The 26,606-nt window shown below is 66.7% G+C and carries 20 protein-coding genes; 18 read left to right on the top strand and 2 right to left on the bottom strand.

All coding sequences use genetic code 11. The features are described from left to right. The first annotated feature begins 70 nt into the window (after positions 1–70). Positions 71–874: a nuclease-related domain-containing protein gene (locus tag TNCT1_RS00570; RefSeq protein ID WP_143628248.1), complete on the top strand. Its 804-nt coding sequence runs from the start codon at positions 71–73 to the stop codon at positions 872–874. A gap of 434 nt (positions 875–1,308) precedes the next feature. Here the strand turns inward: TNCT1_RS00570 and ligD are convergent, their stop codons facing one another. Then, a complete protein-coding gene (gene ligD / locus TNCT1_RS00565; protein ID WP_143626963.1) occupies positions 1,309–2,190 on the bottom strand; it encodes a non-homologous end-joining DNA ligase in 882 nt (293 codons plus the stop codon). A gap of 86 nt (positions 2,191–2,276) precedes the next feature. Between ligD and TNCT1_RS00560 the strand changes: the two genes are divergently transcribed. The 11 genes from TNCT1_RS00560 (at position 2,277) to TNCT1_RS00510 (ending at position 16,214) form a co-directional block, all read left to right on the top strand. Next, positions 2,277–3,419 (top strand): Ku protein, encoded by a 1,143-nt coding sequence (locus TNCT1_RS00560; RefSeq protein WP_143626961.1) that lies wholly within the window; start codon positions 2,277–2,279, stop codon positions 3,417–3,419. 119 nt (positions 3,420–3,538) lie between these two features. After that, entirely contained in the window at positions 3,539–4,618 is a 1,080-nt protein-coding gene (locus TNCT1_RS00555; protein ID WP_143626959.1) for a hypothetical protein, read from the top strand. A 318-nt stretch (positions 4,619–4,936) separates the two neighbouring features. Beyond that, positions 4,937–5,185 (top strand): hypothetical protein, encoded by a 249-nt coding sequence (locus TNCT1_RS00550; RefSeq protein WP_143626957.1) that lies wholly within the window; start codon positions 4,937–4,939, stop codon positions 5,183–5,185. Between the two features lie 299 nt (positions 5,186–5,484). After that, positions 5,485–7,536 (top strand): TerD family protein, encoded by a 2,052-nt coding sequence (locus tag TNCT1_RS00545; protein WP_143626955.1) that lies wholly within the window; start codon positions 5,485–5,487, stop codon positions 7,534–7,536. 1,353 nt (positions 7,537–8,889) lie between these two features. Beyond that, complete coding sequence (locus TNCT1_RS00540; protein ID WP_216856567.1) at positions 8,890–10,452, top strand: hypothetical protein; 1,563 nt, start codon at positions 8,890–8,892, stop codon at positions 10,450–10,452. After that, on the top strand, positions 10,449–10,973 hold the full coding sequence (locus TNCT1_RS00535; protein ID WP_143626953.1) for a hypothetical protein: 525 nt from the start codon (positions 10,449–10,451) through the stop codon (positions 10,971–10,973). Before TNCT1_RS00540 ends, TNCT1_RS00535 begins: the two co-directional genes overlap by 4 nt. A 46-nt stretch (positions 10,974–11,019) precedes the next feature. Beyond that, the gene (locus TNCT1_RS00530; RefSeq protein WP_143626952.1) at positions 11,020–11,694 is read left to right on the top strand and encodes a VWA domain-containing protein; all 675 of its coding nucleotides are present in this window, start codon (positions 11,020–11,022) and stop codon (positions 11,692–11,694) included. Between the two features lie 8 nt (positions 11,695–11,702). Further along, a complete protein-coding gene (locus TNCT1_RS00525) occupies positions 11,703–12,932 on the top strand; it encodes a protein phosphatase 2C domain-containing protein (protein ID WP_143626950.1) in 1,230 nt (409 codons plus the stop codon). Next, positions 12,929–13,873 (top strand): hypothetical protein, encoded by a 945-nt coding sequence (locus tag TNCT1_RS00520; RefSeq protein WP_143626948.1) that lies wholly within the window; start codon positions 12,929–12,931, stop codon positions 13,871–13,873. The genes TNCT1_RS00525 and TNCT1_RS00520 overlap by 4 nt, the downstream gene beginning before the upstream one ends. 110 nt (positions 13,874–13,983) lie before the next feature. After that, positions 13,984–14,670 (top strand): DUF6308 family protein, encoded by a 687-nt coding sequence (locus tag TNCT1_RS00515; RefSeq protein WP_235902237.1) that lies wholly within the window; start codon positions 13,984–13,986, stop codon positions 14,668–14,670. A 107-nt stretch (positions 14,671–14,777) separates the two neighbouring features. Then, complete coding sequence (locus tag TNCT1_RS00510; RefSeq protein ID WP_143628246.1) at positions 14,778–16,214, top strand: DNA phosphorothioation-associated putative methyltransferase; 1,437 nt, start codon at positions 14,778–14,780, stop codon at positions 16,212–16,214. Positions 16,215–16,220: 6 nt separating this feature from the next. Here TNCT1_RS00510 and dndA read toward each other — a convergent pair whose 3' ends face one another. Further along, positions 16,221–17,375 carry a cysteine desulfurase DndA gene (gene dndA / locus TNCT1_RS00505; RefSeq protein WP_143626943.1) on the bottom strand — a complete coding sequence of 385 codons (1,155 nt, stop codon included), beginning with the start codon at positions 17,373–17,375 and terminating at the stop codon, positions 16,221–16,223. A 243-nt stretch (positions 17,376–17,618) separates the two neighbouring features. Between dndA and dndB the strand changes: the two genes are divergently transcribed. The 6 genes from dndB to TNCT1_RS00475 all read left to right on the top strand — a co-directional run bounded on the left by dndB (position 17,619) and on the right by TNCT1_RS00475 (position 26,540). Next, positions 17,619–18,758, top strand: coding sequence for a DNA sulfur modification protein DndB (gene dndB, locus TNCT1_RS00500; RefSeq protein ID WP_216856565.1), 1,140 nt, complete (start codon positions 17,619–17,621; stop codon positions 18,756–18,758). After that, complete coding sequence (gene dndC / locus TNCT1_RS00495) at positions 18,755–20,335, top strand: DNA phosphorothioation system sulfurtransferase DndC (protein ID WP_174266085.1); 1,581 nt, start codon at positions 18,755–18,757, stop codon at positions 20,333–20,335. Before dndB ends, dndC begins: the two co-directional genes overlap by 4 nt. Continuing rightward, on the top strand, positions 20,322–22,349 hold the full coding sequence (dndD, locus tag TNCT1_RS00490; protein WP_143626941.1) for a DNA sulfur modification protein DndD: 2,028 nt from the start codon (positions 20,322–20,324) through the stop codon (positions 22,347–22,349). The genes dndC and dndD overlap by 14 nt, the downstream gene beginning before the upstream one ends. Further along, entirely contained in the window at positions 22,339–22,716 is a 378-nt protein-coding gene (dndE, locus tag TNCT1_RS00485) for a DNA sulfur modification protein DndE (protein WP_143626938.1), read from the top strand. Before dndD ends, dndE begins: the two co-directional genes overlap by 11 nt. A 901-nt stretch (positions 22,717–23,617) precedes the next feature. Next, positions 23,618–24,304: a GIY-YIG nuclease family protein gene (locus TNCT1_RS00480; protein WP_143626936.1), complete on the top strand. Its 687-nt coding sequence runs from the start codon at positions 23,618–23,620 to the stop codon at positions 24,302–24,304. Between the two features lie 7 nt (positions 24,305–24,311). Beyond that, entirely contained in the window at positions 24,312–26,540 is a 2,229-nt protein-coding gene (locus tag TNCT1_RS00475) for a DNA sulfur modification protein DndB (RefSeq protein WP_143626934.1), read from the top strand. The last annotated feature ends 66 nt before the right edge of the window (positions 26,541–26,606 follow it).

Here is a 26,606-nt window from a genome sequence, read left to right as displayed (position 1 = left end):
CCGCCTGTTCCCATGGTCAGGGGGTGATGCGCGCATGGGCGGCACGAGCGGCATGGGCGGCGAAGGCGGCATGAACGGACTGCGGGTGGTGCCGGCCCGGCAACAGGGCCACGAGCGCCTCTACGTCTGCGGCCCCGACGGAATGAACGTCGCCTGGTACGACCGTGACACCGGCCGGGTGAACCTGATCGCCACCGACCGCGAGGCGGACGTGCTCGACGCCCTCAAGCCGTTCCTGACCGCCCCGGTGGCCGTGGGCCCGCCCCCGGTGCCCACCCCGGCCGAACTGGCCCGGCTCGCCCTCCACCCCGACGACGACCTCGCCCCCAACCGCCCCGGCGAGGCCCTGCTGGTCGCCCTCGACCGTGACCCCGGCCCCGCCCACCGCCTCCGCCCCGACCCACGCCGCCGCGCCCTGGCCGCCGAACAGGCCACCGGCGAGGCCCTCGACCGCCTGGAGGGGGCCGGCTGGCACGTCCTGCACTCCCTCCCGCTCCCCGGCGGCGACCGCATCCACCACCTGCTCATCGGCCCCGGCGGGCTCTACGCCGTACACGCCCTGTACGCCCGCAGGCAGCGGGTCCTGGTCGCCGACCCGATGGTCACCCTGGGCCGCCACGACCCCGAGCCCGTCCTCCGCCGCCTCCGCGCCGACGCCGACCGCGCCTCCTACGCCCTGACCGCCGAGGTCCACCCCCTCCTAGCCCTCCTGGACCCCACCGACATACGCACCCCCACCCCGCCCCGCGGCATCCGCATCCTCCCCACCACGGACCTCCCCACCCTGGCCCACCTGGGCGCCGTACTGAAGCCGACAGACGCCGAGGCCCTCCACGCGATGGCCCGCGACAGGGGGACGTGGGCGCGGTTGTAGAGGGGGGCTCCGGAACTGCCACTGCCAGCCCGGCACCTTGAAAGCGGGGTCCGCACTACCAGCCCGTCCGGCGCCATGAGGGCGGGGCCGGCACTGTCAGCCCGTCTCCGGTGCTACGGAGGCGGGGTCCGGCTGTCAGCCCGTCCGGTGCCCTGAAGGCGGGGTCCGGCACTATCAGCCCGTCCGGCGTTTGAGGACGAGGCCCGTCCAGGGCCGAAGCGGGGGCCTGGGGGCGGCAGCCCCCAGCAGGGGTCACAGGGGACGGAGTCCCCTCCCAGGGACGGGAAGGGGCGGAGGGGGCGAACCAAACCCCGAGCCACCCACACCCCCGCACACCAGCCCCTACACCACCCCCACGGCAACCACCCGCCCCCCAGCCCAGGCACCACCCCTACGGCACCCCTGCCCCGGCACCACCCCTACGGGCGCCACCCCTACGGCAACCGCCCGACCCCCCGCCCCTCCACCAGCCCCCGCATCAGATCCCCCACCTCCCGCACCCGCCCCAGAACATCCCCCGCCGAAAACTCCAACTCCTCCACCCCCCGACACCCCTCCACCTCCCCCCACGTCACCGGCGCGGAAACCAGCGGAGCAACCCGCGCCCGCACCGTATAAGGCGCCGCCGTCGTCTTCCGCCCAGCGTTCTGGCTCCAGTCCACGAACACCTTCCCCGGCCGCAGACTCTTCGTCATGCGGTGCACGACCAGCCGCGGCATGGCCTTCTCCGCCTCCACCGCCAGCGCCTTCGCGTACTCGCTCGTCCGCTCCGGCGAACTGCCCCGCACCGCCGCCAGCAGATGCAGCCCCTTCGACCCGGCCGTCTTCGCGTACGCCTCGATCCCGTCCGCCGCCAGCCGCTCCCGCAGCCACAGCGCGACCTCGCAGCACTGGACGATGGTCGCCGGCGCCCCGGGGTCGAGGTCGAAGACCAGCCGGTCGGCCTCGTCGGGCGACTGCACCAGCCACTGGTGCGTATGGAACTCGGCCACCAGGTTCGCCGCCCACACCAGACTCGGCAGGTCCCGCACCACCACCATCCGGGCCGGCCCCTCCGACCGGGGCACCTCGGCGGTCATGACCCAGTCGGGCGTACCCGGCGGGACGTTCTTGGTGAAGAAGACCTGCCCGTCCGGCCCGTCCGGATAGCGCAGCAGCGACACCGCCCGGTCCCGCAGGTGCGGCAGCATCACGTCGGCGACGGTCGCGTAGTAGTGCAGCAGCTCCCCCTTGGTGAAGCCGGTCTCCGGATACAGCACCTTGTCCAGGTTGCTGAGCGCGACCCTCCGGCCCTCCACCTCTGTGATTGGAGTCATAAGATGACAATCCCAGAGAATCAGTCAAACACCCGCATATCGCCATGCGGTGCATGTGACACCGATCGGAACGGAGGCCCCGGCACGTGCGATCCATCTGGAACGGCGCCATCTCCTTCGGACTCGTCAGCATCCCCGTCAAACTGGTGAACGCCACCGAGAGCCACTCGATCTCCTTCCGCCAGATCCACACCGAGGACAGCGGCCGCATCCGCTACCGCAAGGTGTGCGAGCTGGACGACCACGAGGTCAGCCAGGCGGAGATCGGCAAGGCCTACGAGGACGCCGACGGGACGATCATCCCGATCTCCGACGAGGACCTGTCCCACCTCCCGATCCCGACCGCCCGGACGATCGAGATCGTCGCCTTCGTGCCCGCCGACCGGATCGACCCGCTCCAGATGAGCTCGGCCTACTACCTCGCCGCCGGCGGGGCCCCCGCCGCCAAGCCGTACACCCTGCTGCGCGAGGCCCTCAAGCGCAGCGACAAGGTCGCCGTCGCCAAGTACGCCCTGCGCGGCCGGGAGCGCCTGGGGATGCTGCGGGTGGTGGGCGACGCCATCGCCATGCACGGACTGCTCTGGCCGGACGAGGTCCGCGCCCCGGAAGGCGTCGCCCCGGACGGCGACGTCACCGTCCGGGACAAGGAACTCGACCTCGCCGACGCCCTGATGGACACCCTCGGCGAGGTCGACCTGGAGGACCTGCACGACGAGTACCGCGAGGCGCTGGAGGAGGTCATCGCGGCGAAGGCGGCCGGCGAGACCCTGCCCGAGGCCCCGGAGCCCGCCGAGGGCGGCAAGGTGCTCGACCTGATGGCGGCCCTGGAGAACAGCGTCCGCGCCGCCCGCGAGTCGCGCGGCGAGCGACCGGCGCCGGAGGAGACCGGGGACGCCGAGGTCAGACCGCTCACCCGGCGCCGCTCCGCCCCGAAGGAGACCGGCGGCAAGAAGTCGACGGCCACGACGTCGAAGAAGGCACCCGCCAAGAAGACCGCCGACTCCAGGAAGTCCACGGCCAAGACCACGCGCAGCGCGAAGAAGGCCACGCAGTCCCGGACGACCTCCAGGTCCACCGCGAAGTCGACCGCCGGCTCCACTGCCGGATCCGCGGCCAAGTCGGCGAAGTCGCCCCCTTCGTCCAAGGCGGCGACTTCGGCGACTTCGGCCAAGCAGACGGCGAAGAAGACCCCGGCGAAGAAGACGGCGTCGCGCAAGCGCTCGGCATGAGCGCTCGGCCCGAGGACGGGACGGGCGGAAGGCGGGAGCAGACCGAGGCCGTGGCCCGCCTCAGGGGATGGACCGGTATTCCCTCCCCTGAGGTGGGACGACTCGGGCACGATGTGGGCGTGACTTACGTGGTGACCGTGACCATGGCCCCTGCCAAGGGCGCTCCGGAACTCGACCCCCTGCAGCGGGAGGGCGTCATCTTCCTGCTGCGGAAGGGCTTCGACTCGCTCGAAGCGGTCGAGGGACCGGACGGCATGGAGATCGAGCTGATGGACGACGTGATAGCCGCCCATCCCGGAGGTGCCCTGCTCAAACTCTTCGTGGACGCACCGGCGCTGGAGTTCGCGGAGGACGCCGCGCGCGAGGTCGTGGCCGAACTGCTCGAACGCACCGAACCGCTCGCCGACTGGCAGATCACCCGCTGCGCCGTGGAACTGAACTCCGCGCTCCTGCAGGAGAGCCTCGACGCGGCCGACGGCCCCGACGCCCCGCCCGCCGACCCGGCGGAACGCGCCCGCCGCCACGCGGCCGCCGAACCCGCGCCGGCGCACGGCCGCCTCGACCGGGCCGAGGTCGAGGCCATGCGCACCAGACTCCGCACCCTGGCCCCGGCCCTGAGGGCCTTCCCGCTCGACACCTTCGGCTACCGCGAGGACGAGGACGAGGCCGAGGCCGAGCCCACCGTGCCCCGCGAGGCCGCCGAGATCGCCGCGGGCGCGCTCGTCTTCGCGATCGACCTCCTGGTGGACGAACTCTTCACGGACCTGGCCGGTCTGGAGGAGGACGGGCCCACGGTGGCCGAGAGCGACGCCACCTTCATGCTCCTGGACGACCTGCCCCAGCAGTACGCCGACGAGTACACCGTCCTCTTCGCCCGCCGCCTCACCGTCACGGCGGTCACCCTGACCGCCCGCCTCACCCAGCCCCGCTTCACCGGCCCCCACTGCGTGGCCGAGGAGCTGCTGCTGCGGGTCCTGCTCACCCAGGCCGAGGTCACGGCCGACCTCTACGACCTCCTCACCGACGAGGTCACCACAGCCTTCGAGACGTTCACCGAGACCCTCGAAGAGGACCCGGCCCGCGATCCCCTGGACGACGCCCCGCCCGGAGTGGAGAACTGGTTCACCCCCTACGACGCCGAGAGCCCCGTCCACCCGTACGCCACCAACGACGACGAGGACTCCCTCCAGGGCCGGTGACGGGTGCTGGTGACCGGGCCGGTGACGCGCGCTGGTGACCCGTGCCGGTGACCGTGCCCTCGACCCGGGCCGGTGACCGTGCCCGTGACCGGACCCGGGCCGGTGTCCGTGACCGGACACGGGCCGGCGACCGCGCCCGTGACCGGATCGGTGACCGGCTCTGGGTAACCGGTCCGGTCACCGGAGCCCAAAGGGTCCCGCCCCCCCCCCGGATGGCTTCCCCGATGAGCGCCGCGCGAGAAGTCGATCTAGCTTCGAGATGAGCGCCGAGTGGATCTTCCGACGGTGCGCTCTTGTGATTTCGAAGGAGGAGGACGCATGCGCAAGCTCCGCACGGCCGTCGCCGTGGCCGCGATCATCGGCGGCGTCGGATTCATGGGCACCGTACCGGCGACCGCCCAGCCCATGGGAGGAGGCCACGGCGGCGGCTGCAAGTCCCACGACATGAACATCGACATCCTCGGCAACGTGGGCGTCGGCAACGGCGTGCTCGGCAACCTGGTCAACGGCGAGGGCAGCCCCGGCGGCCAGTGGACCGACGTCGGCTCCGACTGCGGCGGTTGGTGAGCCCGCCTCCCGGCACACCCGAATAGACCCGGGCACCGGCCCACCGAGGCCCACGCCCGCTCCACCGATCTGTGGCAGAGAGTTTCATCTCAAGGTGGAGACCAAAGGCCCCGCACTCTTACCGGTGCGGGGCCTTTGCACCGCTCTGCGGAGTGCGGACGTCCGAGATGAGGAACATGCCCGATCGCTGACTCCGTGGGGACTACAGTTACATGTGTGCGACGCGTCACGTTGCGTCGCGCGTCGGGCGGTTGGGCCCAGCCACCTCCGCGCCCGACTCGCGCCGGTTGGGGGGCAGCATGCATGAAATGACCAAGGGCTCGAACGTGGCCCTGGCATCCCTGAGTGAGGACGCCGGATCCGTGCTCGTCAGTCTGGGCTGGGGGAGCCCGACCGGCGAGGGCGACGCGGATGTCTCCGTCCTGTTGCTGGACGTGAACGGCAAGGTCCGCAGTGACACCGACTTCTACTTCTACAACAACCCGGTCGCCGCGGACGGGAGCGTGCAACTCCTCGGCAAGACACCGACGGCGGACGGGAACGAGGACCGGATCAGCTTCGACCTGACGGCGGTTCCGGGCGAAGTGGACCGCCTGGTCGTGGCCGCGAGCCGGTACAACGGAGCGCGCTTCGGCGAACTCGAGGACGTACGACTGTCCTTGGCCGACGGAGCCGGTGACGAGCTCCTCCGCTTTCCCATAGACGACGTCGACTCGATGAGCGCGATCATCTTCGGAGAGCTGTACCGGCGCGGAGAGGAATGGAAGTTCCGCGCTGTCGGACAGGGCTACGACACCGGTCTCGCCGGTCTGGCGGCGGACTTCGGCGTCGACGTCGAGGACGACGCCGCAGCCGTGGAAGCACAGGAAGACGCGGCGACCGACGACCAGGAGGACACGACAGCGCCCGGTCCGGTCCCGGCCGCCGACCCTAGTGCCCAACGCATGGCGGAGGCCGTCCCCGCTCCTCGCCGGTCCGAGGACGCCGACCAGCCACGGAAGCCGGCCGCTCGGCCGCGTACCGCCAAGAAGAAGGTCACCCTGCCCAAGGTGGCCAGGAAGAGCCTGGCGGAGAACGAGTCGTGGCGGGAGGCCCGGCTCTTCCCGGTGTCGGCGCTGAAGAGCGACCGGGAACGTGAGATGCGGGCCACCTCGGTACTGCTGTCGGTGATGGCCCAGGTGCCGGAGTTCGGCAGGAGGCTGACGGCGGCGTTCGGGGCCCCGGCCGGCCGCATGGAGACCTTCACCGAGGTCACCCTGCCGCACGGCGACTCACCGCGGCGTCCCGACGGGGTGATCCGCGTCGAACGGGCCGGCAAGCTGTGGACGGCCCTGGTCGAGACGAAGACCAACGGCAACGCCCTGAGGGCCGAGCAGGTGCAGGCGTACATGGACATCGCCGCCCGGCGCGGGTACGAAGCCGTGATCACGCTGTCGAACGACGTCGCGCTTGAGGGCAGCCCGCTGGTCGACGTCAAGATCGACCGGCGCCGCAAGCACAAGGTGGCGCTCTGGCACCTGTCCTGGGCCGAAGTGACCCACCAGGCCCAGATGCTGATCCGTCATGAGGGCGTCGGCAACGCGGCGCATGCCTGGCTCCTCCAGGAACTGCTGCACTACCTGCAGCACGACAACTCCGGCTGCCACGGCTTCCAGAACATGGGCCCGGCGTGGGTCCCGGTGCGCAACGGAGTGGACGACGAGACCCTGTGCCAGGGAGACGCGCGCGCCCTGGAGGTCGTCGAGAGCTGGGAGCGCCTGATCCGCCAGGTGTGTCTCGGCCTGGGAGGCGAACTGGGCCAGAAAGTGCTGCCCGTCCAGCGCGCCAAGCGGGGAGCGGACCCGGGAGAACGCCGCAGCCGACTCGCCGATCAACTCTGCCAGAACGGCACCCTCCACGCCGAACTGCGCATCGAGGGAACGCCCGGCGTCCTGGCGGTCAGCGCGGACCTGCGCACAGGCAAGCTGCGCACGTCCGTCGAGGTGCCGGCGCCCGACCAGGGCTACCCCCTGTCCTGGGCCAAGCGGCTCATGCGCCGCCTGGCGGACGCACCGGCGGACCTCCACATCGAAACACTGGTCGAGGGCGACACCGGCGGCCCCCGCGGCACCCTGGAACGCCTTCGCCCCGAACCCGCCGACCTCCTCCCCAAGGACAGCGGCACCCGCATCACGGGCTTCCGCCTGACCTTGCTCAAGAGCATGGGAAGCGGCCGCGGCAACGCGGAGACCGGCTTCATCCGCAGCGTCGACGACGCCGTACACCGTTTCCACGACTCAGTACTGGTCCATCTGGACCGAACGACACCCCGCCGAGCCCCGTCCCCCAGGGAACCGATCCTGACAGGCTGAGCGAAGAGCGCCGCCGAACCAGCCAACAACGCCCTGCACCAGCGGACTCCACGAGGCCCCGGCCACGGCCCGGGGCCTCGCGGTGCGCATCGCCTGGGTCCTGAGGCCGTGTTCGCGGAGATTTCCCAAACACCCGGTACTCGCGACCGGATTCCCAACCCATGGCTCCGGCCACGGCGGTGAACGCCAGGAAATCCACTGCGGCCAACCGGACTTTCGCGCAGGGGGAGCCACGGGCCAGGATTCCGGTACGAGCGGCAGCAGCCCAGCCACGAGCTGGCCCGGCGAGCCCCGGCACCGTACCAACCGGAAGGACGGAAAAGCCGCGCGCATCCCGACCACCACCCGGCGCAGACCCGCACACCCATCCGTGCCTCCATACTCGAGAAAGAAACGGGACTCCCCGGCCGCCGCACTGGTTGTAGGCTCCCGGGGCTTCCCCCACGCCGCGCTCCGAACCTGATCTGTGAGGAGACGCGGCACAGCAATAGGCCGGCTTCGATCGGCACACGCCTGCACATACGCGAAGACCCCGGCCTCAGCGGTTCCGCTGGTGACAGGGTCTTTGGGCACCTCATGGTGGGTGCCCCCGGCAGGATTCGAACCTGCGCACACGGCTCCGTAGGCCCTTGGTGTGCCAGGCATTTCTCCTGGTCAGAGGCTCGTTACATGACGAGCGATAAGACCCAGTCCACGAATGGTCCGCGCGGTGCCTCGACCGACCGGTGCGGTCGTCCTGATCGAGCTCCAGGTAGGGCCAGTGATCGAAGGAGCCGAAGTTGGCACCCAGCGGCTGGATCGCGCCACCTCGACCGTCCCGCGTACGTACCATGCACCTGAGGTCGAGGTCCGCCTTGGCTGCGGCCGACCAGTTGGAGTTGACCTGCAGCTGTCCGTCCCCCGCGATCCGGGCCTGCGGCGACCAATCGCTCAGCTCGACCGGACTCCCGTTCACCCTCGATGTCTGCTGCGGCTCCCCGCCGCGATTCCGGCACCGGCTCCGGCTCTGGTTCGATGATCCCCCCGGGGGGGACGCCCCTTCGTCGACTTCAGTTGGACGACCCCTCGCTTACGTCCGTCCCCGCTCATCCGCCTCACGCCCCCTCAACTGCGTGTCGCACCAGATGCGACCGGATTCACAGATCATCACGCTTTCACTACAACCCTGCGCTGCTCTCGACCGTCTCTTGTGGAGGATGTGAAGATCCATCCGATCGACGCCCATGCGGCTTGGGGGCCATGCGCGCTCCGATCAAACTCGCCGGTGCCGCCAGTGCATCGATCCGTCACACGACCTGGCGACAGCCATGGGCAGGATAGGGGAGCCCTGTGGGGGTTTTGCACGACAGATCGGTGACCGCCCGTCACCTTGAGGACCAGGCCCAGGATCCTGCGCTTGCCCCACGAGCTGAGGAACTACGCGCGCTCGCCCGTGCGATGGACTCTCGCGAACTCGACGCGCTGGACGCCTGGGCCGACCTCGACCTGATGGCCAACTTCGCCCGCCCCGAGAGCATGGTCTGCGACGTGACGCCGGCGACTAGCCGTCGGGCCGCTCTGGTATCGAAGACCGTCGACGTGCTGGACTGGGTCCTCGGCGCACTCGTCTTCATGCCGCTCATCTTTACCTGGTCCGGTCTCGCGATGGCGACCAGCGCCTATGGCGATCTCACGACCGCGGACCCAAAGGCGGCCAGGCGCCCCTTCCTCCAGCTGTGGCAGACCGGCTTCGAGGGGCACCTCAGCGGTTGGTTCGAGTTCGGCCACGTCGCCGAGGTCGGCAGCGTCGCTCTCCTTGCCCTACTCGCGCTAACGCTGCTCCACGGCAATCGTCGTGCCGCCGTGGACCGGGCAGAGCAGAGGGCGGAGCAGGAGACCCGTGCCGCGATGGCCCGCCTGGTGCCCGTACTGACCGAAGCCCAGCTGATCCTCAACGCGCACCGCTTTGCTTCGCCGGGAAGGTTCGCGGAGGAACTCAACAAGGCCGGCGGGAAGATCCAGCGCATGCACTCCAAGGCGCTCGCCGCACAGAAGCATCTCGTCACTGCCGCCGAGGTGGTCCGTGAGGCGTTGGAAAAGGCGGAAGAACGCCTCGCGGAAGCCGACGATTCGGTTCGCCCCCTCGAGACGGCGGTGGCGCGGATGGCTGACACCGTCCGGGACAGCGGCACCGCGATCCGTTCGGCCGTACGCGACTTGGACCAGCCGCTCACGCAGGTCGGCGACGAGCTCCGGCATGCCGTCAACGGCCACCGCGAGGCCCTCGATCGTAGCCGCGACAGCCTGATCACCGCCACAAACGATCTTCGGAACCTCCTCTCCCGCACCACAGACAGGCTGGAGGCCACTGTCTCCGGCAACGGTGACGAAGTCCGTACCGCGCTCACGGACGCGGCTCAGCGCGTCGAGGACTCCATTACGCTGCTGGCCGCCACGCAGCGCTCTTTCACCACCAGCGTCGAAGTAGTCGGAGACCTGCACAGCCAGCTCATCGACGGCCTCAAGGCCATGGCCGAACACACCGAGCAGGCGGCTGGGGACTCCCGGCACGCCGTCTCCGGCATCGCCGACCGCACGAAGGCGCTCGACGAGGCCGCGAAGCGGTTCACTGCCCTGATCGACGTCGTGGAGCGTGCCGCCAAGGACGGCGACGCGGCGCGTGCGGCCGCCGAAATCGAGCGCCGCATGGCGGAGGACGCCAGGAAACAGGCGCAGGAAGCGCTCGCGAGGGCCGAGGAGATCTTGCGTCAGGCCTCAGCGTCGACACCGCCGGTGCCTCCTGCGTCGTCCATGTCGCCGAGTAACCCGTTCCCCGCGCAGCCGCAGCAACGTGAGCGCTCGGATGCCAGGCCGCATTCCTCCTCCGACGCCGCCTACCCCCAGCGGCCGCCGGTAAGCCTGGACAAGGCCTCATGAACGCCTCGTCCGGGTCCGCGAGCAAGAGGCGCCGGTTGAGCCGATTCAACCCGTTGCACCTCGCCGGCTGGCTCTTCGCCGACATGCTCCTGGTCCTGGCCCTGGTCTCTCTGGGGGACCGGGCTGACCCGCTCGCAGCCCAGTCGGCGGTGAAGCCGAAGCCGTCGCCGTCCACCTCGGCGTCTGCGTCCCCTTCGCCGTCACCGACGCCCACCGGGCCCCGGTCGCTTGAGCTGAAGCCGGTAAAGATCCGGGTGCAGGCGGCCGCAGGCGACCGGTCTGCCATGGTCGCGCAGGTGCGCGCGGCCACTGAGCGGTACGGGGACCGCCAGGCCGCTCTGGTCCTCACCTTCGGCGAGTCTCCGGAGACCAGTCAGGGTCAGGCGTACGCCGATGAGATCAACAAGGCGCTGAAGAAGGCCCGTCCGGACATGTTCGGCGAGTCCGTGGAGCGTCCGTTCTGGCAGGGCAGCACGACCTCCGGCAGCGCCGCGCTCGAAATTTACTTCTACACCCGCTGACGGCCAGGCCGTCGTCCCCCACGTTCCATCGATTCAGGAGCAAGCAATGCAGCTTCTTCCCTTCTACCTGGTCTGCGACGAGTCCAGCTCCATGGCCGCCGACGGCGTGGGCGCCATCAACGAGGCCCTGCCGGACCTGCACGACGAGATCAGCTCCAACCCGGCCGTCGCCGACAAGGCCCGCTTCGCGATGATCGGCTTCTCCACCAGCGCCACCCTGCTCCAGCCGCTGGTCGACCTCAGCGAGATCGACTCTCTGCCGTCGCTGTCGGCGGGTGGCGTGACGTCGTTTGCCTCGGCGTTTCAGCTGCTCAAGGACACCATTCAGAAGGATGTCGACCGGCTGAAGGGCGAGGGCCACTCCGTTTTCCGCCCGGTCGTCTTCTTCCTGTCCGACGGTGCTCCGACTGACATGCCGGACACCCTCTGGCGCGATGCGCTCAAGGAACTCAAGGAGTTCTCCTACGCCCCGAAAATCATCGCCTTCGGCATTGGCACGGCCGATCGGATGACGATCGCTGAGGTCGCCAACTTCAAGGCGTTCATCCAGGAGAGCGACAATGTTAATCCCGCTGTCGCCCTTCGCGAGTTCGCGTCGAGCTTGACAAACTCGATCGTCAACTCGACCACCAGCATCTCGTCTAAGGGGGGCGAAGGCTTCGACCTTAAGGTCGACGACCACGTGGACGGCTACACCAGCCTCTCCCTGGACAAGATGTGAGCGCGCCCATGAACCATGACGACCCGCGCGTGCCAATCAGCGCGGACGAGCAGATGGACCAGGCCGTGGCGCTGGTCAGTACGGTGCTGCCTCCGCCCTTTTCCGCTCCTCTTCCGGCCGAGGCGGTCGCGGCCTCGGCGTCCCCGCTGCCCCAGGCGCTGCCGACGCCCCACGTTCCTCAGAAACCGCAGGTCGAGCCGGATGCTTCAGGTCCCCACGAGACCTCGCAGACGCAGGTCCGGCCGCAGCCGCAACTGACCCCGGATCCCGCCCCGGTACCGGCCCCGCAACCGACCCCCGATCCGTCGGCGGTGAACCCCGGCTGCGCGTGCGGCGGCAGTGCGCGCACGTTTCCCGAGCACATTGGCAGGCGTCCCCCCGCCTATCCGCCGTTCCCGAAGAACAAGCCGGCCGTCGGTGAGGACGATTTCGCTGCCTTCACCCCGGATACCGTCGTCGATGGTCTTACCCTGCCCGGACTGGCCGTGCTGGGCGCGTCCATGCGGGGCGACTCCCATCGGTGGGAGGGGGCCTGCCGCCAGGACGCGATGGTGTTGGCTCGGATTGGCGAGGGCAACGAACAGTTGCTGGTGCTCGCGGTGGCGGATGGTGTTGGTTCGTCGAAACGGTCCCACGTCGCTTCGCAGGAATTGGCTCACGCCGTGATCAAGGCTTTGGAGACGAAGGCCCGGGACCTCCACAGCCTGCTGGTGGGCCAGGACCATCAGATGCTCATCGCTGCCGTCAACAGCGCCATCGGCGAGGCCGTGCCCGACTGCCTTAAGAAGTGGGCGGCGAAGACCGCGGGATTCGACGAGCGGGACTACGCCACTACTCTGCATCTCGTGCTGGTGCCCACGGACACCAAGATCCGGGAGAGGGTGTGGGTCAGCATTGGCGACGGCGGTTTGCTACGTCTCGTCGATGGCGAGTGGCGCGGGTTGGAAGGCCAGGACGGTGGAATCGCCAGCACGAGGACGACCGCCCTGCCTTCGACCCGTTATGCCGCGGTCGCCCTGCTTCGATCCGAACCGGGCGAACTGCTGCTCCTCGGAACCGACGGAATCACCAATCCGATCAACCAGGAACCCGAGTTCCGTGCGCGTCTGGCCGCCTACTGGGGTACCGGCGAGGTCCCGACCATGTCTGAATTCCTCAGGCAGGCGCAGCTCCGCGCCAAGACGTACGACGACGACCGCACGGTCATCTGTGTGTGGGAGGGGGTGGCGGGCCGATGACGGCCGAGGACGGTCAGGATGTTGCGAAGTCATCGCTCACTCTCGGCGCCAAGATGGGCAGCGGCGGTCAGGGCGTCGTGTACCTAGCCGGCAATGGCCTGCTCTTCAAGGAATACAAGAACCCCGCCACCGTGAACGAGAGCGCCCTGGCGACTCTCCCCGCGCTCCGCCAGGCACTGTCTGACCCGGAGCGCGCCCATCTGGATCGGATCGCTGCTTGGCCACTGTGCCGTGTGTCGGACGGAGGCCGTTCGGTCGGCTTCCTCATGCGCAATGCACCGGACGCGTACAGATGGCAGACGCCGAACGGCAAGACCAAGCTCCTACAGCTGCAGCACGTGCTCTACCCGGAGAGGCCCGCGACGAAGAACGTTCGCCGCCCGTCTCCGGAGCAGCGGCGCGCACTGGCCATGGCCTGTGCAAAGGCCGTCGACTGGTTCCACAGCATCAGCATGGTCATCGGGGACATCTCCCACGCCAACATCCTGTGGTCTCTGCAGCCGGAGCCGATGGTTCACTTCATCGATTGCGACGGCTTCCGTCGTGTTGGAGGAGTGTCGGTGCAGATCCAGGCTGACACCCCGGAGTGGGGCGACCCGCACACCCCGTCGGCGCGGGCGAGCGTCGACAGTGACGCTTTCAAGACCGCCCTGGCTGTCGTACGGATCCTCGCCGAGGACCCGTACGTCGTCCCGGGTGACCCGCTCAGATTCGTCGCCGGCTGCCTCAACGACCGCCAAGAGTCGGCCGTCCGCAGCCTTTTCGAGCAGGCGGGCGGCCCGGCCGGCACTAGGCCAAAGCCGAGCGAGTGGTGTAACGCCATGAGCGACCGCGGCACCATCCAGCTCCGCGCGGCGCAGCCCAGACAGCGGCCCGTCGTCGATACATCCGTCCTGGACGGCGTCCGCGATCGCAGGCCGATTCAGTTGCGCCGTGGGTAGTGGCCGGGGGCTCAGGCGGGACCTCGACGGGCTGTTCCACGAGTATGGGTCCACGCATAGTCGACAGCTCGTAGCATGAGCATTGCTCTGATGAGAGCGGCGGCGCTGCCATGCGCACCGTCGAGGCTGCGGGGGGCTACGTGAGAACCATTGGAGCACTGCATGGTTGTGCGGAGAAGCACCTGCAGACCTACACAGACCCCCGGGGGCCCAGAGCCTTCCGCACGTATGACTGGCAGGGCGATCCGGACCGATTGAGCCCGTTGGACTGTCTGGCCCCGGCCCTGCTGAGCGTTCGCATGGGCTACAAGCAGGTAGTGCCGTTGTTCCACCCTGATGGCCCGGGAGCTGAAGTCCTGCAAGCCATGGAAGCGGTGCTTGCGAACAAGGGGTGTGCGACAGCCGACTTCTTGGACGTGACGCTGGATCCGTTGACGGGACCCTGGTCTCTGGTTGATCGAGCACTAGTGGCTACAGGTGAAGCCGGCGGTACGGGGCTGCCCGACTTCAAGGCCGTTGCCGTCACCAAGATCCTCCACCGCAAGCGGCCTAACCTCGTGCCGATCTTCGACAGCAGCATCTACCAGTTCTACCTCGGCCAAAAGCCAGTTCCCGGAGCCTATAAGGACACCCCCCGGCGCTTGTGGCCGCTCTTGCAAGCAGACCTAAGCTGTCACCGGGGTTGGATCCAAGACCTCATTGTCCCCATCCATACGCCTGACGAGAGGCCTCTCAGCCTTCTTCGAGCGGCAGACATCATAATTTGGGAACACACGGCCAGCGGATGCGCCGCGTGACGGTGCCTTGCTGACACTTGAGGGGCATGTTCGCCGTTGCGAGAGCACGCCGGACGCCTGTCTTCTACCCTGCTGATCGTGTCGTTACCTGGATGCAGATGCCTGTGATGCAGCAGATGTGGGGTAGTGAGCGTCGCCGAACGGCGATTGGGCGGATGGCGTTGTCGGTGCCCGCGCGTCAGGCGCTGGCGGACCGCCAGTTGCTACCTGAGCGGACGATCCTTGACTACGGCTGTGGCCGTGGTGACGATGTCAGGGCCTTGGAGCAATTGGACTGCCAGGTGGCTGGGTGGGATCCGTATTACCGCTCCGACACCCGGCTGGTCGCCAGCGACGTCGTGTTGCTGACCTACGTGTTGAACGTGATCGAGGATCCGGTAGAGCGTCGGCAGACCTTGGAGCAGGCGTGGGAACTGACCTCGACGCTGCTGGTTGTCTCAGCCCGGCTGACCTGGGAGAAGTCAAAGGTCCACGGTCAGCGATTCGGTGACGGTCTACTGACGAGTCGGCAGACGTTCCAGCATCTCTACGCCGCGAGTGAGCTTCGGGAATACGTGGAGCAGGTGACCGGCGCGCGGGTGGTTGCCGCCGCGCCCGGAGTCGTCTACGCGTTCCGGGACGAGGGCGCCCGTCTGAGCTATCTGGCGCAGCGTGTGATCCCGGATGCCGAGTGGCTTGCTTCCGAGGACACTGCCTCAGCGGTGAGTGCGGTGGTGGACTTTTTCGAGCGCAGGGGACGTTCGCCGCGGATTGAGGAGATGCCACGGACCGTTGCGGAGCTCCTGGCTCACCTGCGACCCGGCGACGTCAAACGCCTGATGCGGGATGGTGCTGATCCTGAGCGGGCCACCGCGGGGGCTAAGCGATCGACGTTGAACACGTTGCTCTACCTGGCGGTGGAGCTGTTCAACGGTCGTGGACCGTTCGGGAGTCTGCCAGTGGGCTTGCAACAGGACGTGCGCACGTTCTTCAGTTCCTACAAGGAGGCGTGTCAGCGGGCTGACCGACTGTTGTTGAAGCTCCGCGACGACGGCTATGTGCGGAGTGCCATGAACGCCTCCGTTGCCGGCAAGGTGACACCGACGGCGCTGTACGTGCATCGACGCGTGCTGGAGCGGATCCCGACGGTATTGCGCTTGTACGAGCACTGTGCGTCGATCGCTGCCGGCCGCCCGGAGCAGTGGACCGTGGCCAAGCTCAAGCACCAAGGGCGAGCGGTGTCGTGGCTGGACTACCCGGACTTTGACAAAGACCCGCATCCGCGGATCCGATCTTCCTACATGGTGGACCTGCAGACGCTTGAAGCTTCCCATCTCTCATACGAGAGCTCGGCCAACCGGCCGCTGCTGCACCGCAAGCACGAGTTCCTGGCACCGGATGATCCGGACGTGCCGCGATACCGCCGGTTGACCGAGTCTGAGATGCGGGCGGGGTTGTATGAACGGCCGCACCTGATCGGGACCGAGGACGGCTGGGAGGCCGAGCTCGTCAGGTGCGGCCGGCAGCTGCGTGGGCACCGGCTGGTGCGTCGCTCGGAGGCGTAGGGCTGGTCAACCTTCCTGGGGCTGCATGCTGGCGATGGTCTCGGCGAGCGGGAGGGGATCGAAATCGGCTGCCTGGGAAGGGAACCAGGAAAGACGGAGCCCGTTGGCAGCCACCGCGTCGTCCAGGCCCATCGCCTGAAGGACATGGCTGGGGGTGTAAGAGGCGCTGGTGCAGGCCGAGCCGGTGGCGATGGCGACCTGGTCTTTGAGGCGGACGATGAGTGCTTCGGCATTCAGCTCATCGAAGCTGACGTTGAGGATGTGGGGGACGCTGTGCTCCGGGTCTCCGTTGAGGCGGAAGCGCGTCGCGCTGAGCGCAGCAAGGATCCGCTCGCGCATCGCCTTCGCCTCCCGCTCCCATGTTGCCCGGCTCTCGGTGAAGATCTTCGCGGCCTCGCACAGGCCCATGATCAATGGAACAGCGAGGGTGCCGGGGCGTAGTTTGCGCTCCTGTCCACCGCCGAACATGATCGGTTCCAGCGGTACCTTGTCCCATCCCCGCCGGCGGGTGATCAGAGCGCCGACGCCCTTCGGGGCGCCGATCTTGTGGCCGGAGATGCTGATCAGGTCGATGGGCGCCATCAGGTCGGCGGGGACCTTGCCGTAGCCCTGAGCGGCGTCGACGTGCAGATAGGTGGGCGTGACGCGCAGCTTCTCGGCGAGTTCGGCTACCGGCTGGATGACGCCGGTTTCGTTGTTGACGTGCATCAGCGACACCGCCAGGGTGTCCGGGCGTAGCCGCTCCAGCACGGCGTCGGCGGTGATGCGGCCGCTGGGGCCGGGGGAGAGGAAGTCGACCTCGAAGCCGCGGGTGTCGCGTAGGTGTGTCAGTGGCTCCAGTACCGCCTTGTGCTCGATGGCGGAGGTGATGATGTGCTTGCGCCCCGTGAGCTCGCCGTGCGGCGCCAGTCCGAGCAGAGCGATGTTGTTGGACTCCGTCGCCCCGCTGGTGAAGATTACTTCTTCCGTTTTGGCGCCGACGGTGCCGGCGATGAAGGAACGCGCCTGTTGCACAGCCTTCTTGGCGCGTGCACCGTACTCGTGGGTGCGGCTGCCGGCGTTGCCGAAGTCTTCGGTCATCCAGTGCAGGACGACCTCGGCGACTCTGGGATCCACCCGCGTCGTCGCCGCCACATCCAGATACGCCACCACGGCGCTCACCCGCCTCTTTGCACGCTTCTACAACAGGTCGTACGTCAAGTGATTAACGTACACGCTGGGACCGCAGTGCATGAAGCCGCCACCTTGGCATGTGGACACCGTACTTGCGATGTCTGTCCCTGCCGCTCTGTGAGCTCCAGACGCACCGCCGGGGAGTGGGACGTCATTTTCCGCACCTGGGTACGTCGAGACGAAGGTGACGTACGTTTCTCAGGAGACGTACGGACACGCTAGAGTGCACGGGTGCAGACTGAAGCGGCGAGTAAGGCTGCGGGGCGGGTCGTCTCGCGAGTGTCGAATGGTTTTGAGTACACCTTCCCTGCGATCCGCGGGGTGCAGGCGGGGCGGGAGTTCTATGCGTCGATGTGCCCGCTGCGGCTCATCCCGAAGATCTTCCTCTTTGACGAAGATGATCTTTCCGCTGACCTGAGAGCCCAGCGCGTCCTGAACAAAGGACGTCTGCCGGCGCTCGCCCGCTATATCCTGGACAACCCCGAGGACTACGTGTTCAGTGCCCTGACCGCTTCCGTGGACGGGGACATGGTGTTCGAAAGTCAGGGCGCAGAGGGCGCCGCGCACCGTACGGGGCAACTGCGCATCCCGATGGATGCACGCTTCCTCATCAATGACGGGCAGCACCGCCGCGCCGCCATCGAGCTTGCGTTGAAGGAGAACCCCGATCTGGGGGATGAGACCATCGCCGTGGTCTTCTTCCACGACACTGGGCTCGCCCGCTCTCAGCAGATGTTTGCCGACCTCAATCGGCACGCCGTCCGTCCGGCGCGCTCCATCGGTGTCCTCTACGACCACCGGGACGTCAACGCGCAGATCACCCGGACCCTCACCGAGCGCTCGGTCATCTTCAAGGGTTTTGTGGAGATGGAAAAGAGCACCTTGTCCGCCCGGTCCCGCAAGCTGTTCACCCTGAGCGCCTTGTACTTCGGCAACCAGTCCCTGCTCCAGGGCCTCGAGTTGAAGCAGGAGGAGGCCAGCCGGCTGGCGCAGTCGTTCTGGGAGGCCGTGGATGCGGCGCTGCCCGAGTGGACGATGGTGCGTGACAAGCAGCTGTCCGCTCAGGAGATGCGCCGGGACTTCATCCACAGCCACGGAATCGCCCTGCATGCGCTGGGTCGTGTCGGCAACTCCCTCCTGCGGGAGTCCACCAAGGCAGCTGCGTGGAAGAAGCGTTTGGCTCCGCTGAAGCACGTGGATTGGAGCCGAACCAACGCAGACTGGGAGGGGCGCGCCATCGTCGGTGGTCGCGTCTCCAAAAGTCACCAAAACGTGACACTTACCGTTAATTACCTGCGCAAGCATCTGGGTCTGGAGCTGAGCCCAGAAGAACAGCGCGTGGAAGACGCATACCTGCGAGGCGAGGCATGACCACCATCCCCCTCAACCTCGGGCTCACCCCCGTACGCCGCAAGCCCTTCAACGGCCGTTCGCTGGACGAGGTCGTAAACGAGCTCACCGAGGAGATCCGCGAGCTCTACACCGCCGACCAGGTGCCTTGGGTCATCGGCTACAGCGGAGGTAAGGACTCCACCGCCGTCCTGCAGCTGGTGTGGATGGCCCTCGCAGACCTGCCCGCCGAGCAGCGCACCAAGGCCGTGCACGTCATCTCCACTGACACCCTCGTGGAGAATCCCGTCGTCGCCGCCTGGGTCTCTGCTTCTCTAGGCACCATGCAGGACGCGGCGCAGGCACAGAGCCTGCCGATCGAGCCGCACCGTCTTACGCCAGAGATAAAGGACACCTTCTGGGTGAACCTGATCGGCCGCGGCTATCCGGCCCCGCGCCCGAAGTTCCGCTGGTGCACCGAGCGACTGAAGATCAAGCCGTCGAACAGCTTCATCCGCAGCGTGGTCGCTGCCCACGGCGAAGCGATCATGGTGTTGGGCATTCGCAAGGCAGAGAGCCAAGCCCGCGCCCGCGCCATGGAGAAGCACGAGAAGCGACGCGTGCGCGACCGCCTCTCCCCCAACGCCAACCTGCCCAACTCCCTCGTCTACAGCCCCGTTGAGGACTGGACCAACGACGATGTCTGGGAGTTCCTGATGCAAAAGCCCAACCCCTGGGGCTACAACAATCAGGACCTGCTCACCATGTACCAGGGTGCATCCGGGGACGGCGAATGCCCCCTCGTGGTCGACTCCACCACCCCCTCGTGCGGCTCCAGCCGCTTCGGCTGCTGGACCTGCACCCTCGTCGAGCAGGACAAGTCCATGTCCGCCATGATCCAGAACGACGAGGAGAAGGAGTGGATGCTCCCCCTGCTGGATCTGCGCAACAAGCTCGATGCACCCTTCGGTCACTACGAGGAGGGCGACCCCGACCTTCCGCCTGGCCGTAAGGCACCGTTCCCGCGCCCGGACAAGCCGGCCCGTGACTTCCGCCGTATGAACGGCAAGGTGATGCTGTTCAACGACGGAGCCATCCATGGCCCCTATCTGCAGTCCTACCGCGAAGGGTGGCTCAAGGAGCTGCTCCAGGCGCAAACATGGATCCGTGCTCACGCCCCCGAGCACGTGCAGAACATCGAACTCATCACGCTCGACGAACTCCATGAGATCCGCCGGATCTGGGTGTTCGACAAGCATGAGGTCGAGGACAGCTTGCCGCGGATCTACCAGGACGCTACCGGCGAGCCGTTCCCGGGCGGACCGTTGGATGAGCAGCTTGTCATGGGCTCCGACGAGATGGATGTCCTCAAGCAGGTCTGCGACGGCGACGACCTGCACTACGACATGGTCCGCGAACTTCTCGCCGTCGAGCGGAAGTACCGCACCATGGCCCGCCGCTCCGGCCTTTTCCAAGCCCTTGAGCAAGCTGTGCAGAAGGGTTACTACGACAACCACGAAGACGCCGTGGAATTCGCTACGCGCAAGAAAAAGTGGCGTGACGACATCGCCGAGAACCTGACCTTCGACGACGAAAACGAACTCGATGCTCCTGCGTAAGATCACCCTCGAAGAATTCGGGGCCTACCGCGGCAAGCAGTCTCTCGACCTCACCCCCAAGAAGAACAAGCCGATCATCCTGATTGGCGGGTTGAACGGGTGCGGCAAGACGACCCTGCTCGACGCCATCCAGCTGGCGCTTTATGGCAACCGTGCACGCTGCAGTGGCCGCGGAACCAAGGCGTACGAGACGTACCTGCGGGAGAGCATCAACCGTAAGGCCGACCCCAGCCGCGGCTCTGCCATCACCCTCGAGTTCACTGTCATGACCGGTGGGCAAGAGCACCACTACCGTGTCGTCCGCAGCTGGCACGTTAGTGGTAAAACGCTCAAAGAGTTCCTCAACGTCTACGTCGACGAGACCTACGGCGAGCGGGTGAAGACTCAGCGCAACACGGCGCCGGAAGGGAAGTTCAACCGGCTACTCAGCGAGGGCTGGGCCGACCACGTCGAGTCACTGCTGCCGCTGGAAATCGCCTCCCTCGCCTTCTTCGACGGCGAGAAGATCGAGTCGCTGGCCAACCCCGAGCGGGCGGCGTCCGTCATCGAGTCGGCCGTGCACTCTCTGCTGGGTGTCAGCACCGTCCAGCAGCTGCGCAACGACCTTCTGGCCCTGCAGCGGCGCCAGAAACTTTCCGACGAAGAACAGCACCTCCTGGACAACATTCGCACCCAGGAAACCGAACGCGATGCGGTGCTGTCCCAATACGACGTCGCCCACCAAGAGCTCGCCCAGTCCCGCAGCGAGCTCGGTAAGGCGCTACGCAAGCTGGAGAGCCTGGAAAAGGCGTTCGCCGACGAGGGCGGTGAGCTGTTCACACGGCGCGTCGAGCTGGAGAACGACAAGAAGCAGGCCCTTGCCCAGCTGACCCAAGTGCGTGCGGAGCTCACGCAGCTCGCTGCTGGACCGCTACCACTGCTGATGGTCAAGCCTCTCCTGGCTGACGTGCGCCAACAAGCCATGAGTGAGCAGGAAGCCCAACAGTCAGCTCAGGTCCTTGAGGTCCTGCAGGAGCGGGACCGGTGGCTGCTGGAGCTGATGCCCGACAGCGTCCGCGCCAAGGTCATCAAGAGTCTGGACGACGACCGCGCCGAGCGCGCCGCCAAGACACGGCTGCCGGTGGATCTGCGGCTGCCACACGATGCGCTGGCTCAGCTCACCGTCCTCGACGAACTGCTCCAGCGGGACACCCAGCGGTCCACACAGCTGCTACACAGCGCCGCTGAACTCGCCGAACAGCTTGATCAGCTGGACCGGCAACTCGCCGGCGTGCCCGCCCAGCACAAGGTCGAGGCCCTACAAGCGGCCCGCGACGAGCAGATCGTGGAGGTTGCCCGTTGTGAGGCCTCCTGCGACCGCGCAGCGGCCAAGCTGGATGACCTCAAGCGGCGTCGTGAGCACGTGACCACCCTGCTGGAGCGCGCCCATAAGGAGTTCGTCCGCACTAAGGTCAAGGCGGAAGAAGTCGAGCGGATCATCAAGTACTCCGAGAAGGCTCGCGACACCCTCGAACGCTTCGGTTCCGCGCTCCTTGAACGGCACATCAGCCGGCTTGAAGTGGCTGTCCTGCAAAGCTTCAGGGCCCTCATGCGCAAGCAGTCTCTCGTGCATGATCTGCGTATCGACACCGACAAGTTCACGCTCACCCTTGCTGACGCTGAGGGCGAGGCCATCGACCCTGCGCGCCTGAGCGCGGGAGAGCGCCAGCTTCTGGCCGTCTCGCTGCTGTGGGGCCTGATGCGGGTTGCTGGCAATAGGCTGCCCAGTGTGATCGACACCCCCCTGGGGCGTCTCGATAGCCGTCACCGTGAGCACCTCGTCGACCGCTACTTCCCCAATGCCAGTGACCAGGTCCTCCTGCTCTCCACCGACGAGGAGATCGACGAGTACCTGCTAGGCCGTTTGAAGAAGTCCGTCGCCCACACCTATACGCTCGTCCACGACGATACTGAGTTCACCACCAGCGTTGTCGAGGGCTACTGGTGGAACGCAGGAGTGCAGCATGTCGGTTGACAACGTCCGCCTGTCTCAGCCTGCTAAGGACCGGTTGATCTATCTCAAGCGCACCACCGGCATCACTCAGTGGAACGTGCTGTGCCGCTGGGCGCTGCTGCTGTCGTTGAAGGACCCCTCCACTCCGCTGGTGAAGGACATCGTCACCGACTCCAACGTCGAGATGAGCTGGAAGACGTTCGCCGGTCAGCACGGTGACCTCTACCTGGCCCTGCTTAAACAGCGCTGCGTTGCCATAGGCGAGGAGCCTACCGACGAGAACATCCAGCGCATCCTGACCGTGCATCTGCACCGTGGCATCGGCTACCTCGGTGCTGACAAACAGATGGCCACGATCGAAGGAATGGTCGGCGCCGTCGTGACGTGACTGTCTGATGCGCCTCTTATCGATCCCCCCATGGAGTCCGTCCTGGGGGGATCGGCGTATCTGCCTTCCCGAGCGGCAGAATGCTGCCGCTGTAGCGCTACTCCGCCCTGTTGCTCGCTGGCCCGTCTCGAGAATCGGGGGTCCAGGCGGTGGGCCGGAGCTTCCTGCCTCGTGCCCAAAACTCGGCGACTCCTCCTGGTATATGGCTTTCTCCCCCCATGATCCGCAAATCATGCCGTTGCTCAGGTGTAACGCTCCTGGAACTGCACCTGGCGCAGGCGACCTTCATGTGGTCATATTGTGAATGGTGTAATGGTCAAGCACTTCGAGGTGGGGTGAGGTGTTGCCGTCTCCATCGGGGTACGGCAGGTACGCGGGTCGTGCCGGGATTCGAAGGCAAGTCTGTCGAGGTCTGGGTGGAGCGGTTGGCGTCCCTATGTGTACGGCAGTTGATGGCCGCCGTGCCCGCAGGTGACAGGCCCTTAGGTGAGGTGGAAGGTTGCTGGCGTCGCCCGTGCGGCGCTGGAGGCGGTCCGGGGTGCCTAGGTGAGGCGGGCTAGATCACGAACAGGTATCCATGGGCAACCTTGTGGGAGCCCTGTGTGTCAGTGTGATCGCCTACGCTAATTTTTCACAAACGGCTGATGGTGCAACCTGCGGGGGCGCTGTCGCGTCCGGGGGAGAGGGTCAAGGATCAGTGCAGGTATACGCCAAGGCCCCTAGTGGTGCGCCGCTGCGATACGGCATCCATGCGCAGACGAGTCGGGTGGGCGTTTCGCTGACCCGATCGCACCGCGCGAGCGGTCTTGCTCGGGGAAGCGCGGTCGGGCTGAATAGTTCCCTACGCGCGGGTGAATGAGGGACATTGGCCTTGAATACTCTCTCGCATAGCCGCTACTCCATGCTGGACGTCGATGAAGCGCCTGAGGCTCCTGGTCTGTATGCCTGGTATGTGAGCTTTCGGGCGAGTCCGCATGACTGGAAGATGCAACCGAGCCCGCAGGGCGATCAAGCCATTGACGGCTTCCTGCGATTGCTCAGAAGGTATGCGGGCTACTACGAGCCGCTGCCCATCTCCTTGCGCGGACGCGGTTCCTACGGCGCCGCCTGGGAGGGCGACCTCGAGCTGGATACGCCGCTGCGCCAACCCAATGAGGACGCGGATGCCTCCTCCGCGGAAGAGGACAAGCGACTAGCGATACTCATGAACTCGCTGGACAGCCAGGAGCGGCGGCGGGTGATGGCCACCATTTTGGAGATGGCCTCCCCGGTGTTCTCCTCACCGCTGTACATCGGCGTGGCGGAGAACCTGCGCGAGCGTCTGCGTACCCACCGCCGTGACTTCACCAAGGCGTACGACTGGCTGCGTGAGCACCCTGAGGATGCCGCGGAGGTCCGCGCGAAGGGAAAGACGTTCGGCGCGCGAGCGGCTGCTCGCAACATGACCATGCGTCAGCTCGAAGCTTGGGTGATCGATCTGGGCGATCAGGAAGACGCCGCTGTGACGCTCAAGCATCTGCGCCACACTGCACAGTCAGCAGAGTGGCTGCTGCACCGGCTGTACGCGCCGATTCTCGGAAGGCAATAGGGAAACGATGTTCGGCTCTGGAACCAAGCTCACGTTCCGCGACTACGTGCAGGGGACGTGGGGCACGTTCACCACCCCGGCGGGCCGGGTGGACTACATCATGACCAAGGCACGGCTCGGCGAGGAGACCGACGATCCCGAGCGCCAGCTCACCAAGAGCCTCGCCCCCGTCCGTGAGGTCATGGAAGCCGGCGATCTGGACTTCAACCAGCTGCTGCAGCGTGACCTGGACGATCACCGCGTGGCGGTCAAGCTGATTCCCTACCTGTTGGATCTCAAGCCAACCGGACCCGCGTTTCTACCGCCCATCGTTGCCGTGCTGCTGCCCTTCCGAAGCAAGCGCCCCTCCTACTTCGAACCGCTGGGCCAGCCCAACGTGGTCACCGACGACGGCGCCCAGTGGCAGCAGGAGCAGGCTGGCACCGCGTTCCAGGTCCAGCGCCTGGTCGGAGCCAATGACCGTCTGCACCCGGCCAGCGTGGGCAAGCTGTGGTGGAACAAAACTGAGGCGCAGATGGTCGTCCTCGATGGCCAGCACCGCGCCATGGCTCTTTTGGCCATTGAACGTACGATGACCAAGAGTTGGCAGAACTCCGGTGGTGCCCGTTTTCGCTCCTTCTACGAGAACCAGGTACTCCAGGCACTCGATGACTTCGGCGATGTCGACCTCAGTCGCATCGAAGTTCCTGTGACCGTCTGCTGGTTCCCCGACCAGACCGGCGAGGACGCCCGGCCCCATGAGGCTGCACGCAAGCTGTTCGTGGACGTCAACAAGGAAGCGCGTCCGCCGTCCGAATCCCGGATCATCCTGCTGTCGGACGCCGAATTGAGCAATGTGCTCACCCGCCGAGTGCTCAGCGAGATGCGCAACGACAAAAGCGACGCGCTGCTGCCCATCTACGCGGTGGAGTACGACAACCCCGAGGTCAACTCCACCAGGCCGGCCCGGTGGTCCGTGCTGACCAACATCCACCTGCTGAAGTTCGCCGTCGATCGCTGCGTCTTCGGTCCTCCCAAATACCTGCGGAACGTTGCCCAGAAGATCGGTGGCCGGCTCAGTCAGACGGAGCTGGACGCCTTCATGCAGGAACAGCTCGACCTCGACCACCTCCTGCCCGACCAGCTCGAGGAAGGCGGCGTCACCTACCAGCGCGACAAGTTCGGCAACACGGCATTCCCCCTGGGTTGGATGGACGCCATCAGCGACCAGTTTGCCGCCACGTGGGGCCGGGCGATCCTCACCCTCCTCTCGCACACCGCGCCCTACGCCGCCCATGCCACGGCGCTGACGCAGCTGAAAGAGGACTGGCACATAGACGACACCGGTCTGACCCTTGCTCACGACGCCCTGTTCAGCGGTGTGGGTGTGTTCTGGACGCTGCGCGACAGCTACGAGCACTACCTGGACGAGAAGACCGCTGGCAGGAAGACGACCAAGTCCGATGTGATTAGGGCCTGGGAAGCCCTGAAGGGACGCGAAGAAATCTTCGAAACCTACCGGGCCCAGGCATATTTGGATTCTGGTCGCAACGCCGCGCTCAAGCAGTCGAAGGCTGCATATGCCGTGTTCAACACGCACGCCTGCCAGCTAGGCATGATGATGACCCTGGGATCGCTGTGGGAGCTGCGCAAGGCCCAGCCCGGCGGCGCTGACATCAGGGACCTGCCGCAGTTCGCGGAGGCGCTGGTGAAGGCGTGGAACGCTTACTTCGCTCTGGAGGCGGGTAAGGCCAAAGACCGCAGGCTCGCCTTTAACAAGATCGAGATCGCCCACCCCCTGAACCAGATCGCCAACATGGACACCCCTCAGGCGGTTTACTTCCGGTACTTCTGGTTGCAGATACTGGACACCCCTCAGGCGTGGACGTACATCTCCGAATGGTTCACTGACCGGACCGAATTCGATGACAAGCTCGGCACCGCGCGGGGCCTGTACCTGAGTCTGTGCCAGGACCAGCAGCTGAAGGCACTCAAGACCAGCCGACCCGGCGTCGCTGAGACGAAGCTGCGAGGAGAGGCGGAAAAGGCCGCCCGTGCCGCGCTCGGCCGCGCCCTGAAGGAGTGGTTCTACGGCTCTGACGAGCCGTACCAGAACTGGCTGGCGCGGATCGACCAGCAGGGGGTGCACGCGCATGAGCCGCAGGACGCGGTCGCGGAAAGCGGAGACGATGCAGCCGACGCCGAGGCGGCCGAAGACGGGCCGGTGACCAGTGTGAACGATCTTCTGAGTGAGTGAGTCGTGCCCGGCGGCTGGGACGAGAGGGCAGTCTCTGTCGCCGGCACCGCAGCGGGCTCAGCGGCA

The organism is Streptomyces sp. 1-11 (genome assembly GCF_007176755.1).
Taxonomy (GTDB): domain Bacteria; phylum Actinomycetota; class Actinomycetes; order Streptomycetales; family Streptomycetaceae; genus Streptomyces.
Note: the sequence above shows the minus strand (reverse complement) of the source record. Positions and strands in the feature narration are given on the sequence as shown.